General features: G+C 52.1%; 12 protein-coding genes. 5 read left to right on the forward strand and 7 right to left on the reverse strand.

The window, feature by feature from the left end; all coding sequences use genetic code 11:
- Positions 1-51 precede the first annotated feature (51 nt).
- From OGX66_RS14030 to ebgR, 3 genes are all read right to left on the reverse strand, one after another.
- Complete coding sequence (locus OGX66_RS14030; protein WP_003024776.1) at positions 52-501, reverse strand: beta-galactosidase subunit beta; 450 nt, start codon at positions 499-501, stop codon at positions 52-54.
- Positions 498-3590: a beta-galactosidase subunit alpha gene (gene ebgA, locus OGX66_RS14035; protein ID WP_200011558.1), complete on the reverse strand. Its 3093-nt coding sequence runs from the start codon at positions 3588-3590 to the stop codon at positions 498-500. The genes OGX66_RS14030 and ebgA overlap by 4 nt, the downstream gene beginning before the upstream one ends.
- Before the next feature lie 207 nt (positions 3591-3797).
- Positions 3798-4781 carry a transcriptional regulator EbgR gene (gene ebgR / locus OGX66_RS14040; RefSeq protein ID WP_003024771.1) on the reverse strand — a complete coding sequence of 328 codons (984 nt, stop codon included), beginning with the start codon at positions 4779-4781 and terminating at the stop codon, positions 3798-3800.
- Between the two features lie 208 nt (positions 4782-4989).
- On the opposite strand from ebgR, the gene OGX66_RS14045 reads away from it, so the two are divergent.
- Entirely contained in the window at positions 4990-5322 is a 333-nt protein-coding gene (locus OGX66_RS14045) for a tRNA-binding protein (protein WP_003024768.1), read from the forward strand.
- A gap of 73 nt (positions 5323-5395) precedes the next feature.
- Here the strand turns inward: OGX66_RS14045 and ygjG are convergent, their stop codons facing one another.
- A complete protein-coding gene (gene ygjG / locus OGX66_RS14050; protein WP_168150126.1) occupies positions 5396-6775 on the reverse strand; it encodes a putrescine aminotransferase in 1380 nt (459 codons plus the stop codon).
- A 430-nt stretch (positions 6776-7205) separates the two neighbouring features.
- On the opposite strand from ygjG, the gene OGX66_RS14055 reads away from it, so the two are divergent.
- A complete protein-coding gene (locus OGX66_RS14055) occupies positions 7206-8726 on the forward strand; it encodes a methyl-accepting chemotaxis protein (protein WP_003024763.1) in 1521 nt (506 codons plus the stop codon).
- A 53-nt stretch (positions 8727-8779) separates the two neighbouring features.
- Here the strand turns inward: OGX66_RS14055 and OGX66_RS14060 are convergent, their stop codons facing one another.
- Entirely contained in the window at positions 8780-9457 is a 678-nt protein-coding gene (locus tag OGX66_RS14060) for a PadR family transcriptional regulator (RefSeq protein WP_161799266.1), read from the reverse strand.
- 236 nt (positions 9458-9693) lie between these two features.
- On the opposite strand from OGX66_RS14060, the gene OGX66_RS14065 reads away from it, so the two are divergent.
- The gene (locus tag OGX66_RS14065) at positions 9694-10476 is read left to right on the forward strand and encodes a siderophore-interacting protein (RefSeq protein ID WP_088903036.1); all 783 of its coding nucleotides are present in this window, start codon (positions 9694-9696) and stop codon (positions 10474-10476) included.
- Here the strand turns inward: OGX66_RS14065 and OGX66_RS14070 are convergent.
- On the reverse strand, positions 10473-11321 hold the full coding sequence (locus OGX66_RS14070; RefSeq protein ID WP_032941143.1) for a helix-turn-helix domain-containing protein: 849 nt from the start codon (positions 11319-11321) through the stop codon (positions 10473-10475). The genes OGX66_RS14065 and OGX66_RS14070 overlap by 4 nt on opposite strands.
- A gap of 67 nt (positions 11322-11388) precedes the next feature.
- Between OGX66_RS14070 and cfa the strand changes: the two genes are divergently transcribed.
- The gene (cfa, locus tag OGX66_RS14075; protein WP_270933091.1) at positions 11389-12543 is read left to right on the forward strand and encodes a cyclopropane fatty acyl phospholipid synthase; all 1155 of its coding nucleotides are present in this window, start codon (positions 11389-11391) and stop codon (positions 12541-12543) included.
- A gap of 89 nt (positions 12544-12632) precedes the next feature.
- Here cfa and OGX66_RS14080 read toward each other — a convergent pair whose 3' ends face one another.
- Positions 12633-14291: a glycerone kinase gene (locus OGX66_RS14080; RefSeq protein WP_088903037.1), complete on the reverse strand. Its 1659-nt coding sequence runs from the start codon at positions 14289-14291 to the stop codon at positions 12633-12635.
- A gap of 562 nt (positions 14292-14853) precedes the next feature.
- Between OGX66_RS14080 and OGX66_RS14085 the strand changes: the two genes are divergently transcribed.
- Positions 14854-15951 (forward strand): glycerol dehydrogenase, encoded by a 1098-nt coding sequence (locus tag OGX66_RS14085; protein ID WP_003024745.1) that lies wholly within the window; start codon positions 14854-14856, stop codon positions 15949-15951.
- Positions 15952-16015: the final 64 nt, after the last annotated feature.

The raw sequence follows: 16015 nt of genomic DNA on the forward strand, positions 1-16015 counted from the left end.
CCTGATTATTATAGGGTACTGGCGGCGCAACGTCGGCGCCGCCTGTGTTTTTTATTTATTATGAAAATAACCATCTTCGATGGTGACTTTGAGTACGACTTTCTTCACTACGCTATTACAGATAAAACGATAGGCTTCATGGTTGTCACAAATAACCATTTGTCCTTCGTGCACTTCTACGGTTTTTCCGCAGCCTTTCAAATATTCGCGGTCGGTTTCATCGCGATAATATTCAACCACCTGGAGATCCTCTTTGGCGGCATACTCTATTTTTTGCTGTCCTTGCAGGTAGTAATGGATCTCAAAATAACGACGATGACCGGTAAACAGCGCATCGGTTGCAGAGTCTGTCTCTACGCGGTAGCTCAGAGAATCACCGATAGAGTGAGCGACGCCTGGCTGAATATTGTCAATATTTTCAATGGCCTCGACGCAGCGTTGCCATTTTCGACCCGAAGCATAGCGTTGCTGGAACTGCTCTAAGTTGTCGATGATCCTCATTTTGTATTCTCGCTGTGCATATTCGTGGAAAAGAACCCGGTGCCAAAGGCACGGTTGGCGGTGGTTTGAGCGCCAGACTCACTGCCGGCAACCGGCAACAACGTGAAGCCGTAGCCGAATGACGTAAACCAGACGCGCCAGGAATCAAGTACCTCGCTTCCCCACGAGTTAGAACCTAAGCCCAGTAGCTGATGGTCCAGATTGAGAGTGATGTCATCGCTGTGCTGCAGCTCATTACAGTGCTGTGCGGCAAAGATATTTTCTGGCGTATAACGCCAGGCGCTCAGGTTGACAGGGCGCTGCGGAATCACTAGCAGACCGTTACCGTGACGATTGGTTAGCGTTGCCCAACGTACGTCCTGACGATTGCCGTTGTTTTGCGGGAACGGATAATTCTCGAACATCTCATCCACGCTGCTGCGCCAAATGTCGATGATGTTGGCCTGCTGACTATCGGCATAGTTTTCACCAGGACCACGTCCGTACCAGGCCACCTGTCCCAAATCACCGCTGATGCCCATCGTGAAGCCGATGCACGGAATAATGTCCCGGTACTCGCCGTAAGGCTGGCCGGAAAGCTCCACATTCAACTGACCGTCTGCGGCAATCCGCCAGCGATAGGTGCAGCGCATACCGAAATCAAATACCGGCGGGGCGATAATCGTCTGGCTGGTTATCAGCAGCGCATCTTCGGTTTGCTCAAAGGTAAAGTCGCGCAGATGCTCCTGCATTATCTGTATATGATTTGGCTGCCAGAGGCCTTCGAACTCTTGCTTGTGGTTATCTATGGTTGGTTTGAAGAAATTAATCTTCGGCTCGCGGGTAATCAGCTCTTCACCATTGACGTTCCAGCTAATGGGTTTACCGGTCAGCTTTGAGAAGATCAGATGGAAGTTATAACCGCGAACGGTGCAGCTCTGACGGTTCTCTTCCAGCGTCAAAGGGGTGGCGTTTTGCAGACTGAACGGTACGGCAGTCGCCGTTCTGGCCTTCAGCGGGAACTGATAAGTCGCGATGTGATGCCCGGCTTCGCTGTATAACGTGCGGGAATCTTTCGTCACGGTGACGTTGAGGAACGCCTCGCGCGCATCCAGCTCCGGCAGCGTGCATTGCAGCAGCGTATTGCTGTTGGGAGGAACGTCGCGCAGTTTTATCTGCTGAGCAGAGAGCGTATCTCCTTCGGCGCGAACCTCAATATGCAAGGTGTAGTCGTCAAGCGTGGTGAACCACAGTTTGTTTTCTACCCGCAGCTCGCCGCGAGCCAGATCCTGCGCGCGCACTTTCACTGGTGCAATTACCTGCTTGTACTCTTGCAGACCCGGGCCTGGGGTTTGATCGGAATAAATCAGGCCATCAAGGCAGAAGTTGTAGTTGTTCGGGTAGTCGCCGTAGTCACCGCCATAGTTGTACCAGACGTTACCGTCGTCATCTTTGGCCTGAATCCCGTGATCGCACCACTCCCAGACATAGTGTCCCTGAATGCAATCATGCTGATAGAAGACGTTCTGATATTCCGTTAGCCCGCCGGGGCCGTTGCCCATTGCGTGAGCATATTCGCAGATGATGCGCGGTTTAGGATGTGGGTATTCACCAAACTCATTCATCAACGGTACGCGGGTGTACATGGTGGAAATGATATCCACCACTTCGGCGTCACGATCTTCTTCGTAGTGGATCAGACGCGTGTCATCCAGCGCTTTTGCCGCGTGGTACATGGCGCGAATATTACAGCCGTAGCCGGATTCATTGCCGAGTGACCAGATGACGATCGACGGGTGGTTTTTCTGCGCGTGGACGTGGCGTACGATGCGCTCAACGTAGACATTTTCCCACAGCGGATCGTCGGTGATCCGGCTGATATCGCCGATATTAGCGAAGCCGTGAGATTCAACGTCGGTTTCGGCCATGACGAACAAACCATAGATATCGCACAATTCATAGAAACGTGGATCGTTCGGGTAATGGGCGGTGCGTACGGAGTTGATGTTGTGCTGCTTCATTAACAGCAGATCTTTTTCCACACGATCCATACCGACCGCGCGACCCTTGAGATGATCGTTATCATGACGGTTGACGCCATGCAGCATGACATAGCGGTTATTGATGTAAAACAGACCGTTGCGAACGTTGATATCGCGGAATCCGACGCGCTGCGGCACAACCTCAAGGATGTTGCCGTTGGCATCTCTCAGGGTCATTACCAGATGATAGAGATACGGCGATTCCGCCGACCACTGCTGTGGTGCGCTGACCTTGAAATTGAACGCGGTGCGGGTGAGTTTATCCACCGTCAGAGCGTTAATCACGCCGCTATGCAGCGTCTGCTCACCGTCAAACAAAGTGTATTCGAGCGATGCCATCGTTGGTGTGGAGGCGATGTTTTCCAGCACGATGTCGCAGGAGAGGGTGGCATCGCGATAGTCATCATCGAAATCGGTACGAACGGTAAAATCCTGGATATGGGTCGCCTGTTTGCCGACCAGATAGACGTCGCGGAAAATTCCCGCCGACCACCACATATCCTGGTCTTCAACGTAGGTGGAATCAGCCCATTGCATGACGCGAACGCACAGCAGGTTGTCACCGGTTTTCACCACCGCGCTGATATCAAACTCGGCCGTCAGGCGACTGCCTTTGCTGAAGCCAACGTACTGACCATTCACGTAAACTTCGAAGTAGGTTTCTACGCCATCAAATTTAATCAGCGTCTGTTTGCCCTGCCAGCCTTCGCTGAGAGAGAAAATACGCTGGTAGGCTCCGGTGGGGTTATTGGTCGGCACATAGGGGACATCAATCGGGAAAGGAAAACCTTCGTCGGTATACTGCAGCTTGCCGTGCCCTTCCATCTGCCACATACCGGGGACGGTGATGTTGTCCCAGTCGCGCATAAACTGCGACGTAAAGGCTTCCGGCACCTGCAGCGGATGCTCAAAGAACTGGAAATTCCACTGACCGCTCAGCAACTGAAAGAGGCTGCTGGTTTCGCGGGCAAACGAGCGAGCCTGCGCAACGGAGTCGTAAGAGAAAAAATATGCGCGTGGCGCCAGTCGATTTTCGTGGGTGAGCTGAATGTTTTCCCAGCGATTCATAAGGCCTCCCGGTGGAGAAAAATCGGAACCATTCATTTTAATGGTGAGTAAGTGTAATTGATGGTGATTTTAGTAAAAGTTTTACTAAAATATAGCGGGTGAGGTGATTTACTTTAACTGGATCACGAAAATAATTCGGGCGCAGAAAAAAATGCATGACAATGCGCGCCCGGCTTCAGCAGAAACCGGACGGATTAACGGGGGATTTTAGCGGGTGGTGCCGCGCAGTTTCAGCTTGCTGGGAACAAAAACCAGCAGGGGAAGTGCACGCCCGTCGCGGGCTTTCTCAAACAGCAGATTGACGCCCTGACTGCCCATCATTTCTGAATGGATGCGTACGGTGGAAAGCGGAGGAAAGGTGAAGCGCGCCGTCGGGATATCATTAACGCTAATCAGCGAAATATCCTGCGGAATGTTCAGTCCACGCTCGTGAATGGCGCGCAGAACGCCAATAGCAATCGAGTCAGAAGCCACAAACAGGGCGCTGGGATAGTCGGCTTTCGCCAGCATTTTTTTGGCCAGTTCATAGCCTGATGAACTGGAGAAGCCACCGCGATAAATATCCTGTTCTGAAACGACCTGCTGCAGGCGACCGTATTCGACAAACGCGGCTTCGCGGATATCAGCCTTGCCAGGCTGATCTTCGCCGCCGATGAAGCCAATGCGGGTCACGCCCTGGGCGATGAAGTAGTCGATGCTCTCTTTACTGATGCGGGCCAGATCGATATCGACAGCGTCATATTCGCTGCCGGGTTCATGAAAATCGATAAAGCAGATGTTGTCGGTAAGCGCTGTTGCCGCCTCGCGCAGCGCAGGAGAAGGCTTGCCGACAATAAGAATGCCGGTAATGTTTTTGCTCTCCGGCAACCCACTGTGCTCATAGCAGTTGGTCAGTTCAATCCCCAGCTTCTCGCACTGGGTTTCAATCCCATGGCGGATCGCGAGATAGTAAGGATCGTTGATTTCCAAATCCTGCTGATAGCTGTAGAGCGCCAGAATATGCTGGGGGCCGAGTGCGCTGGTCTGGTTCTTACGGGCGCTGCTGGTTTTGTACTCCAGCTTTTCCGCGATCTCCAGAATGCGATGCTTGGTCTCTTCTTTTACATTCAGCGTGGGGTCATCGTTTAAAACCCGGGACACTGTCGCCAGGGACACGCCAGCTTCGATTGCGATGTCTTTAAGTGTTGCCATGTTTGCCTTTTCCCTGAGTTACCTGCGCATTGTAAATGAAGTGCTTATCTATTCATCTGTTTTCAGTAAAAAAAGCACGTTTAATTGACATGTTCGGGGTAAAGCTGGGCTTGCAGAGTGTGATGGGTACGTCATTTTCCCGCTTTTGAGAACAATGCCCAGAAAATAATTTGCTAGTATTTAGTAAAATTTTACCAAGGAGAAAACAATGGATACTGTCGCATTTGCTGATTTTGCCCGCATGGAAATACGTGTTGGAAAAATCGCACAGGTTAAGCGCCATGACAATGCCGATAAGCTGTATATCGTACAGGTTGATGTGGGAGAACGTACGCTGCAAACCGTGACCAGCCTGGTGCCTTATTACAGCGAAGAGGAGCTGATGGGGAAAACGGTGGTGGTGCTGTGTAATCTGCAAAAGGCCAAAATGCGCGGTGAAACATCAGAATGTATGCTGCTGTGCGCTGAGACGGACGATGGCAGCGAAAGCGTGCTGTTAACGCCAGAACGGGTGATGCCTGCAGGCGTGCGGATTGTTTAAATGGTGCTGATGCCGGATGGCGGCTACGCCTTATCCGGCCTACGTTTGCTCACGCAGGCCGGACAGACATCTGTTACATCTGCTCCACGCTCACCCGTAATGCTGCCAGGGCTTTGCGTGTTGATCGCAACACCAGATCGCATTGCTCGATCGTTAACGTTAGCGGCGGTTCGATGCGGATCGTCTTGGCATTGTTCAGCGTCCCAGCGACCAGCACCCGCTGGCGGAACATCTCACTGGCAAAGTTATAGCCGATTTCATTATCGACAAACTCAATCGCCATCAGCATGCCTTTGCCGCGTACATCATGTACCAGGTCCGGGTATTCCCGCGCAAGCTGACGGAAACCATCCAGCAACATATCGCCTTTCTGCTCCGCCTGAGCCGGTAAATTTTGCTCCAGCAGGACGTTAATGGTGGCCAGCGCAGCCGCACAAGCGAGCGGGTTGCCACCAAACGTGGTGGTATGCAGGAAAGGATTGTCGAACAGGACGGAGAACACCTCTTCGGTGGCAATGGTTGCGCCAATGGGCATCACGCCGCCGCCTAACGCTTTGGCAAGACACATAATGTCGGGCTGCACATTTTCGTGCTCACAGGCGAACATCTTGCCGGTACGCCCCATCCCGGTCTGCACTTCGTCAAGGATCATCAGTGCGCCGAACTCATCGCAAAGTTTACGAACAGCGGTTAAATAGCCTTGTGGCGGCAGGATCACCCCCCCTTCACCCTGGATGGGTTCGAGGATCACGGCTGCGACATCGTCACCGGTCTTTTTACACTCGCTGAGCATGGTGCGCATCGCGTTAACATCGCCAAACGGCACATGACGGAAGCCCGGCAGCAGCGGCATAAAGGGTTTGCGGAAGGTAGATTTAGCCGTGGCGGACAGCGCGCCCAGTGATTTACCGTGGAATGCGCCGCTGGTGGCGATAAACGTAAATTTACCGCGCGGTGATTGATACGCTTTCGCCAGCTTCAGGGCGGCTTCAACCGACTCGGTCCCGCTGTTACAGAAAAAACTGTATTTCAGTTTACCGGGCGCCAGTGCGGCGAGAGTTTTTGCCAGCATGGCCCGCAGAGGGTCAAGTAACTCCTGGCTGTGCAGAGGTTGTTTCGCGAGTTGATTCTGTACGGCGGAAACCACGACTGGATTACGGTGCCCCACGTTGAAAATTCCAAAACCACCCAGGCAATCGACGAACTCCTGCCCCTGGGTGTCGACAAGCGTATTCAGGCTTCCCGCTTGCCACTCTACGGCTCCGTAATCCCCGCCTGCAGTTACAGATTTTCGATACTCTAAGAACCCCGGATTGACATGCTCCTTGAAGTACTCAATCACCTCTCGGTTTAACGATTTCATTTCCTCATGATCAAGCGTGCGCTTTTCGATGAGATTCAGTGCGTGTGCGCTGCAGGCCAGGGCCGATGCGCTGGAAGGTAACCTGTTCAAAATATGCTCCCGGAGCTCGCGTATCACATGATACTGATTTAAGTATTGCAGGGATTGCGCCATTCCGGCGCGCTTAGCAAAAATCGGGATAAACACCAGGAAATATCTTATTTACGCAACATTTAATGCCATTATTTAACATTTGCTGGCATTTTGCCCAAGTCAGGAGCCTGAAAACAGATCGAATAAACGCAAATTTGCTCTAAAAATGGGCAATATTTGCACTGTGACAGTGCGCTGGTAGAAGTGATATTGAATAGTTACTGGATGAAAGTATTTTAAATCAATGGATTAGAATGCGTACAGTTTTTGAGGTTTAATCGCAAATTGCGATCTAAATCAAATTTAACAACTAAAGATAAAAAAATTATCGCCGAAATAACATAAGCCGAAAGAGTTAACAACCAGATAACCTGCACAGGACGCAATCATGTCTTCTCATCCCTACGTTAGTCAGCAAAATACACCGCTGGATGATGATATCACCCTCATGTCGACCACCGATTTGCAAAGCTATATCACCCATGCGAACGACACCTTCGTTCAGGTCAGCGGCTATCAACTGAATGAGTTGCTTGAAAAGCCGCACAATCTGGTTCGTCATCCGGACATGCCAAAAGCGGCGTTTGCGGATATGTGGTACACCCTGAAGCAGGGCGAGCCATGGAGCGGGATTGTGAAAAACCGGCGTAAGAATGGCGATCACTACTGGGTGAGGGCCAATGCGGTGCCGATGGTGCGGGAAGGACGCGTGACCGGGTATATGTCGATTCGTACCCGGGCAACTGACGAGGAAATTGCAGCGGTAGAGCCTTTATATAAAGCGCTGAACGAAGGACGTTGCAACCGGCGTATCCATAAGGGGTTGGTGGTACGCAAAGGCTGGCTGGGTAGACTGCCGGCGATGCCGATTCGCTGGCGGGTACGCAGCGTGATGGCATTCATGTTTGTCCTGCTAGCGGTCGCATTGCAGCAAATGGGTGCTGAATGGCCGTTACTGTTGATGAGTGCATTGGTGATGCTTTTAGGAACGGCTATTTTCGAATGGCAGATTGTGCGTCCTATTGAGAATGTCACCCGTCAGGCGCTGAAAGTGGCGACCGGTGAGCGGAACAGCGTGTCGCATCTTAACCGCAGCGATGAACTGGGACTGATGCTGCGAGCAGTGGGCCAACTGGGATTAATGTGTCGCTGGCTTATTCATGACGTCTCCAGCCAGGTGAGTTGCGTGCGCAGCGACAGCGAAACGCTGGCAAAAGGTAGCGATGATTTAAATAAGCATACGCAGCAGACCGTTGAGAACGTGCAGGAAACGGTGACCACCATGAATCAGATGGCGGCATCGGTAAAACAAAACTCAGAGACCGCCGCGGCGGCTGATAAGCTCTCTATTGCCGCCAGCAGCGCGGCAACGCACGGCGGTGAGGCGATGGATACCGTCATCAAAACCATGGACGATATCGCCAACAGCACCCAGCGGATCGGCACTATTACCACGCTGATTAACGATATTGCCTTCCAGACCAACATTCTGGCTTTGAACGCCGCTGTTGAAGCCGCGCGGGCGGGCGAGCAGGGGAAAGGGTTCGCCGTGGTGGCGGGAGAAGTGCGTCATCTTGCCAGCCGCAGCGCCAGTGCGGCCAATGATATCCGCAAGTTGATTGATGCCAGCGCCGACAAAGTGCAGTCCGGATCCGACCAGGTTCACGCCGCAGGACGCACGATGGACGATATTGTGGCGCAGGTGCAAAACGTCACTCAGCTGATCGCCCAAATCAGCCACTCAACGCTGGAACAGTCAGATGGTCTTTCCAGCCTGACCCGCGCGGTGAATGAGCTGAGCAACATTACGCAGAAAAACGCCGAACTGGTTGAAGAGAGTGCGCAGATTTCCGCAATGGTGAAGCATCGCGCGGGTCGTCTGGAAGATGCGGTCACGGTGCTGCATTAATACTAATAATACAGGCGAAACGTCGGGCAAACGGGTTTCGCCTGCTGTGCAGATTAATCCAGCTGAGTAATATCCAGCGCAGCGCGATCGATAATACCGATGATTTTTTTGATCTGCGCATCGCTGGTATCACCATGATTAACGCGTAGATCCAGCACGGCTTTGAAGTTTTCCAGCGCGCGTTTCATCTGTGGATTTTTGCGTAATTCAAAACCCACGCAGCGGGCTTTGATCCGTTCGTGGATATGGCCCAGATGCTCACGGTTTTCATCCAGCCATTGCTGGCCCTGAGTCGTGATCGCAATCTGTTTACGCCCACCTTCCTCGTCGCTGACGGTGATCAGTGCCTGATCCTGCAAGAAATCCAGCGTCGGATAGATAACGCCCGGGCTCGGGGTATAGTTACCCTGAGTCAGGGTTTCAATCGCTTTTATCAGCTCATAGCCGTGGCTGGCGTCGCGGGTCAAGATATCCAGAATGACCAGGCGTAATTCTCCGTGACCGAAGAAGCGTTGGCGACGACCACCACCGCCGCGACCGTGGCGGTGCCCGCAGCCGTGCTCGTGGTGGTGATCTTTGTTACAGCCTTCATGGCGATGTTCTTCACCTTTGCAGCAGCCTGCATGGTGCTCGTTGTGGCGGCCTTCGTGGTGATGTCCTTCACCCTTGCAGCAGCCTTCGTGTTGGTGCTCTGTATTTTTGCAGCAACCTTCATGATGGTTTTGCATCATCGTCTCCTGATGTTGTTTAGATATATCTAATTTATATCTAAAAAATGGTATTTTGCAAGTCTACAAATTATATTTTGTTTAATATGTTGATTATAAAGTGTTTTTATTGATTTTTGATAGCTGTTTAATCAAACGGTGACTATATCAAAAAAGTGCTTGCAATCTTATTGATTAGCAATCATTATCATTTAAAAATTAATTTAGATATATCTTATTATTTTCACGAAGGCGAAAACATGACAAAAAACACCTCACGCTACCCGCAGCGCGTTCGCAATGAACTGCGTTTTCGGGAACTTACCGTCCTGCGCGTAGAGCGTATTAGCGCGGGCTTTCAGCGCATTGTACTGGGCGGTGACGCTCTGGACGGTTTTAGCTCACACGGCTTTGACGACCATACCAAGGTCTTTTTCCCTGAACCGGGCAGCCACTTTGTGCCGCCTGTCGTCACCGATGAAGGCATTGTCTGGGCTGACGGTGTGCGTCCGCTTTCCCGTGACTACACGCCGTTGTATGACGAAGCGCGCCATGAGCTGGCGCTGGATTTCTATATTCATGATGGCGGCGTGGCGAGTACATGGGCGATGAATGCCCGCGAGGGCGACAAGCTGACAATCGGCGGGCCGCGCGGTTCTTTGGTGGTGCCAGAGGATTATGCGTATCAGGTTTATGTGTGCGATGAGTCGGGAATGCCCGCGCTACGCCGACGCCTGGAGTCGCTCAGCCGTTTAGCGATACGTCCAAACGTCACGGCGCTGGTCAGCGTGCAGGATGCGGCGTACCAGGATTATCTTGCCCATCTCGACAGGTTTACTATTGAGTGGTTTATCGGCCATGACGCGCAGGCGGTGAATGAACGCTTATCGCGACTAACCGTGCCCGCAGATGATTATTACGTCTGGATCACTGGCGAAGGCAAGGTGGTAAAAAACCTGAGTGCTCGCTTTGAAACCGAGGCGTTTGACCCTCAACGGGTACGTGCGGCAGCCTACTGGCATCAGCGTAAAGCGGCAGATTAATAATTAGATGGCGGAACGCCAAACGCCTGGCGGAAGGCATAGCTAAATGCCGCGGTGCTTGAATATCCTACGTCGAGCGCCACGGCGGTCACGCTTTTATTTTTTTTCAGCATTAATACGGATTCCAGAATACGCATTTTTTGCTTCCAGACGCTGAAAGGCAATCCGGTTTCTTTTTTGAAATGGCGTGAAAAGGTACGGGCAGACATACCCAGATGATGCGCCCAGTATTCAACTGAATGCTCCAGGGCGGGGGATTCTTGTATGGTTCGGCATACTTTGGTTAATTCGCGATCCTGCGGCCAGGGTAATACAAAGGCGACTTCCGGGAGTTGCAGAATAATATCGACCAGTACGCTAACCAGTTTGCCCTCTTTTGACTGGCTATCATAATGACCTGAAATTGAATTCGTGGCGTAATGAATAAACTCTCTTGCGAAATCACTGATAGCCACAACTTTGCATTCATTGATGTTCTCTTCAAGAAAGCCCGGTTTAATATCCAGATTTTCTAAATACACATCATCCAATGCCCAAACTGCATGCTCAGTATTATTGGGGATCCAGATGCCATAATGCGCCGGGATTATCCAGCACTTACCGGCAACATCAATGCGCATGCTGCCTTTGCGGGCGAAATGAAATTGCATAAAAGAGTGTGAATGCTGCGGTACATGGTGGTTGGCTTCCAGGACATAAGAGCGAAAGAATACATCCTGCGGCAGTTCGGTCATGGAGTTATCCGGGAAGGAGTTCCACTGTTTTTGCGCCAGAGTTTCCATAAATGAATCGTCAATGCTCCCGATGATGTGTCCGCTGCTCGATAGATCTTGTCCGCGGATCATAATACATACACTCTTTTTTCCATAATAATCTTGCGTAATAATTTTTAGCCCACTTTTGGTAAATACCATGAACTCGCTTTGTTCAGATGCTGTCATCGTCAATGAAACAAATGATAACTGGACCCGAATGGGAAAAGAGCTGCTTTCACAAGCGGATATCAGAATTAATGGCTCACGCGCCTGGGACATTCAACTTCATCATACCGGTTTCTTTAAACGAGTATTGCAGCAAGGCTCATTAGGGCTTGGCGAAAGCTATATGGAAGGCTGGTGGGACTGCGAACGGCTCGATATTCTGTTCTGCAAAATCCTGAAAGCAAAACTCGACCAGCAGATGCCAAGTAATCTGAAAGATATTTTACGCATTGCCAGCGCGCGCCTGTTTAATTTGCAGTCACGTAGCCGTGCATGGATCGTCGGTAAAGAACATTATGATATTGGTAACGATCTCTTTGCGCTGATGCTTGATCCGCATATGCAATATTCCTGCGGTTACTGGAAAGATGCAACCACATTAAACGATGCGCAAAATGCCAAATTAAAAATGATCTGCGAGAAGCTGCAGCTTAAACCGGGTATGCGTTTACTCGATATCGGTTGTGGCTGGGGCGGGCTGGCGGAATATGCGGCGCGTCATTATGGCGTGGCAGTAGAAGGCGTTACCATTTCCAAAGAGCAGCAGAAAATGGCGCAGCAGCGCTGTGAAGGGTTGGACGTTAACATTCTGCTGCAGGATTATCGCGATCTTAATAAACACTACGATCGCATTGTCTCCGTGGGGATGTTTGAACATGTCGGGCCGAAAAACTACGACACCTATTTCAGTATCGCCGACCGTTGTTTAAAACCAGACGGACTGTTCCTGCTGCATACCATTGGTAGCAATAAAAAAGGGATGAGCGTCGATCCGTGGATCAATAAATACATTTTCCCAAATGGCTGCTTACCGGCGATTTCCCATATTGCCGAGGCCAGCGAATCACGGTTTGTGATGGAAGACTGGCATAACTTCGGCAGCGATTACGATAAAACGCTGATGGCCTGGCATGAGCGCTTTAATCAGGCATGGCCGGAGCTGTCATCACGTTATTCCGCCACCTTCAGAAGAATGTTTAATTACTATTTATGCGCGTGCGCAGGGGCTTTCCGCGCCAGAGATATTGAGCTTTGGCAGGTGCTGTTTAGCCGCGGCGTAGAGGGTGGGATCCGCGTTTATCGTTAACGTCCGCCGGATGTCGGCGTTGCCTTATCCGGCCTACAAAGCTTTGCACTCGTAGGCCTGATAAGCGCAGCGCATCAGGCACTTATGGCTTATCCCAGCTCACTCTCTGCCAGCACTTTAAACACCATCGCTACGGCGTGCGCGCCGGGGTCCATATTTCCGAGCAGGCTTTCGCTGCTGAGATACGATGCGCGACCGGCATTGGCTTTGCTCGACAAACAGGTTCGTTCGGCTCCCGCTTGCGCGGCGTCGAATGCGGCCTGCAGATTTTGCGGCTGCGTGAGCAGCGAAGTCAGGGCCGGTTGCAGCGCATCAATCATGGTGCGATCGCCTTCGTCTGCGCCGCCGTAGAACTTCATCTGCGCCAGTCCTGTATTCAGGGATTCGGCAACGCTAGCTCCCTGTTCCAGTTTCTGCCCCGCAGCGGTAAAGAAAATAGACATCAGCACACCGCTGGAACCACCCATCACTACGGTCAGACGTTCGCCAATCAGCGCGAACAGCGTGGCAAGGTTATCCAGCGGTAACTGCTGGCGATGCAACAGACTGGCAATTTCACGCGCGCCAGCGGCAAAGGTCGAACCGGTATCGCCATCGCCGACTTTGGCGTCCAGCGCATTAAGATGAGTCTCCAGATCGGAAAGGGTTGTGGTGACTAGTTCCACAATCCCGGCCACCAGGGCGTTCGCCGAAGGCTGGAATTCCACGCGTGCGCTACGCTGAGATGATGGTACACAACTGATTTCACGCGGCGGGACCGGCGTCGGCCAGTTGCTGGTTTCCACCTCGGTGAGTAACGCTTTTTCGATGCTCTCTTCGAGCACGATGGCCGTCAGTGAAAAGCCTTTCATATCCAGCGCGGTGACCAGTGAGGCCGGGCCAATCAGCCAGTCGATACGTGGGTGCAGCGGGCTGCTGGCCAGTTCGCGGGTAATGATGGCCATTTCGGCAACGGAAACGCCGCCAAGATTGTTAACCATCACCGCCAGACGGCCGGTTTCAGGCAGGGCTGCCATCAGTTTATCCACCATCAGGTTCACCACCTGCGCACTGTTCTGGGTGTCGATAACCGATGCGCCTGGTTCGCCGTGAATGCCCATGCCCAGTTCCGCGTGGCCCGGATGATGACGCGGGGCGGCGTCGGCTTCTTGCGGCAGATGACAGTTGGAAAGCGCAACGCCCAGGCTGAAGGTGTTATTGGCCGCGTACTGCGCTTCACGCAGGACGGTGGCGAGGTTGTAGCCGCGTTCGGCAAAATAGCCTGCGATTTTATGCACCAGGATGGTTCCCGCAATGCCGCGTGGGTGTTTGTTATCAGGCAGGGAGATGTCGTCGCCAACAATCAGCATTTCAACGTTGTAACCAAGGCGACGGGCTTTCTCGGCGGCGAGACCGAAATTAAGACGGTCACCGGTGTAATTTTTCACGATCAATAAACAGCCCGCCTCACCGGTTACCGCCTGGATGGCGGTCAGTACCGCATCCACGCTCGGGGAAGCGAAAACGTCGCCGCAAACCGCAGCGGTTAGCATACCTTTACCGATAAACCCAACGTGCGCGGGTTCGTGCCCTGAACCACCGCCGGAAATTACCGCCACGTTATTTTTGTTGAGGTCACGACGGACCACGATGCGAATGGCCGGATCGCTTTCCAGACGCGCCAGGTTATTCCACGGGCTGGCGATAATCGTACCGTCGATGACGTCGCTCACGAGATGGGTGCGTTGATTAAAAAAGAATTGAGACATAACGGCTCCTTGAGGTTGAGTGTAAGACAAACCCCCGGAAGCATGGTCATGGTACGGAGGCGATAGAGAGATTCTGGCGAAGTCAGCGCGGAAAAAAACAACGTTAAAATGAGTTTCATTACGGAACGTTGTCATTGTTTTTTGTTCCATAATGAAACTGAAAAGAACGAGGAACGATCACAATGCGAGCTCGCTCGACTTTTTTCTCTCGCGATGAATGCAGCTGATACGGCACTGTCGGCTTTTTTTTTGCCGGTTTTTTGGCAAGTGAGTAGGTAAAAAAGAAAGTGAGATTCGTCTGTGCCGGAGATTTGGTGGCAAATGAGCGGATCGGGATCGCAAACCTTATCATTTTTGTGGATAAGCGTTCCAATATGGAACGTACTCCGTTTTTATCTGTTTCATATCAGAACAAAAAGACGAAAGATTTTTTTGTGCACGCCTCGCCATACAGTTATTGCATCGCTCCGGTACCTCCCGTTTTCGCCGTCTGCATCAGGCCAAACAGGTTAACGCCAGGGCTCACCATGTAAAAACATGTACTTATTTGAGGATGAAAGGAATGCTAAAAGTTATTCAATCTCCAGCCAAATATCTCCAGGGTCCTGACGCTTCCACCTTGTTTGGTCAATACGCTAAAAATCTGGCGGACAGCTTTTTTGTGATTGCGGATGACTTCGTGATGAAGCTGGCGGGAGAGAAAGTACTCAACGGCCTGCACAGCCACGACATTAGCTGCCATGCGGAACGCTTTAACGGTGAATGTAGCCATGTTGAAATTAATCGACTGATTGCCATTCTGAAACAGCACGGTTGTCGCGGCGTGGTTGGGATTGGCGGCGGGAAAACGCTGGATACCGCCAAAGCGATTGGTTACTACCAGAAGCTGCCGGTGGTGGTGATCCCGACTATCGCGTCTACCGATGCGCCAACCAGCGCGTTGTCCGTTATCTATACCGAAGCCGGTGAGTTTGAAGAGTATCTGATCTACCCGAAAAACCCGGATATGGTGGTGATGGACACTGCGATCATTGCCAAAGCGCCGGTACGTCTGCTGGTGGCCGGGATGGGCGATGCGCTCTCGACCTGGTTTGAAGCGAAAGCCTGTTATGACGCCAGAGCGACCAGCATGGCGGGCGGACAGTCCACCGTGGCGGCGCTGAGCCTGGCGCGCTTGTGCTATGATACCCTGCTGGCGGAAGGCGAGAAGGCACGCTTTGCTGCGCAGGCTGGCGTGGTGACCGATGCGCTGGAGCGTATTGTCGAAGCTAACACTTACCTCAGCGGCATCGGCTTTGAAAGCAGCGGTCTTGCAGGGGCGCATGCGATCCACAACGGCTTTACGATTCTGGAAGAGTGCCACCATTTGTACCACGGTGAAAAAGTCGCCTTTGGTACGCTGGCGCAACTGGTGCTGCAAAACAGCCCGATGGAAGAGATCGAAACCGTGCTGAATTTCTGTCAGAAAGTAGGCCTGCCGGTAACGTTAGCGGAAATGGGCGTGAAAGAAGACGTTGACGGCAAGATCATGGCCGTGGCGAAAGCGACCTGCGCAGAAGGTGAAACCATCCACAATATGCCGTTCCCGGTAACGCCTGAAAGCGTACATGCCGCTATCTTGACGGCAGATCTGCTGGGGCAGCAGTGGCTGGCGCGTTAATCAGTCGTCGGTAGGTTTTTATCCGGCATCTTCTCCCCCTCTGACAGTTTCTGCCGGAGGGGTT

The sequence above is a fragment of the Citrobacter sp. Cf072 genome (assembly GCF_030334485.1).
Taxonomy (GTDB): Bacteria; Pseudomonadota; Gammaproteobacteria; order Enterobacterales; family Enterobacteriaceae; genus Citrobacter; species Citrobacter freundii.

What these genes read in the sequence shown, in the direction of transcription:
- OGX66_RS14030 (WP_003024776.1), bottom strand. Translation starts at nt 501, where the DNA reads ATGAGGATCATCGACAACTTAGAGCAGTTCCAGCAACGCTATGCTTCG.
- ebgA (WP_200011558.1), bottom strand. Translation starts at nt 3,590, where the DNA reads ATGAATCGCTGGGAAAACATTCAGCTCACCCACGAAAATCGACTGGCG.
- ebgR (WP_003024771.1), bottom strand. Translation starts at nt 4,781, where the DNA reads ATGGCAACACTTAAAGACATCGCAATCGAAGCTGGCGTGTCCCTGGCG.
- OGX66_RS14045 (WP_003024768.1), top strand. Translation starts at nt 4,990, where the DNA reads ATGGATACTGTCGCATTTGCTGATTTTGCCCGCATGGAAATACGTGTT.
- OGX66_RS14055 (WP_003024763.1), top strand. Translation starts at nt 7,206, where the DNA reads ATGTCTTCTCATCCCTACGTTAGTCAGCAAAATACACCGCTGGATGAT.
- OGX66_RS14060 (WP_161799266.1), bottom strand. Translation starts at nt 9,457, where the DNA reads ATGATGCAAAACCATCATGAAGGTTGCTGCAAAAATACAGAGCACCAA.
- OGX66_RS14065 (WP_088903036.1), top strand. Translation starts at nt 9,694, where the DNA reads ATGACAAAAAACACCTCACGCTACCCGCAGCGCGTTCGCAATGAACTG.
- OGX66_RS14070 (WP_032941143.1), bottom strand. Translation starts at nt 11,321, where the DNA reads ATGATCCGCGGACAAGATCTATCGAGCAGCGGACACATCATCGGGAGC.
- cfa (WP_270933091.1), top strand. Translation starts at nt 11,389, where the DNA reads ATGAACTCGCTTTGTTCAGATGCTGTCATCGTCAATGAAACAAATGAT.
- OGX66_RS14080 (WP_088903037.1), bottom strand. Translation starts at nt 14,291, where the DNA reads ATGTCTCAATTCTTTTTTAATCAACGCACCCATCTCGTGAGCGACGTC.
- OGX66_RS14085 (WP_003024745.1), top strand. Translation starts at nt 14,854, where the DNA reads ATGCTAAAAGTTATTCAATCTCCAGCCAAATATCTCCAGGGTCCTGAC.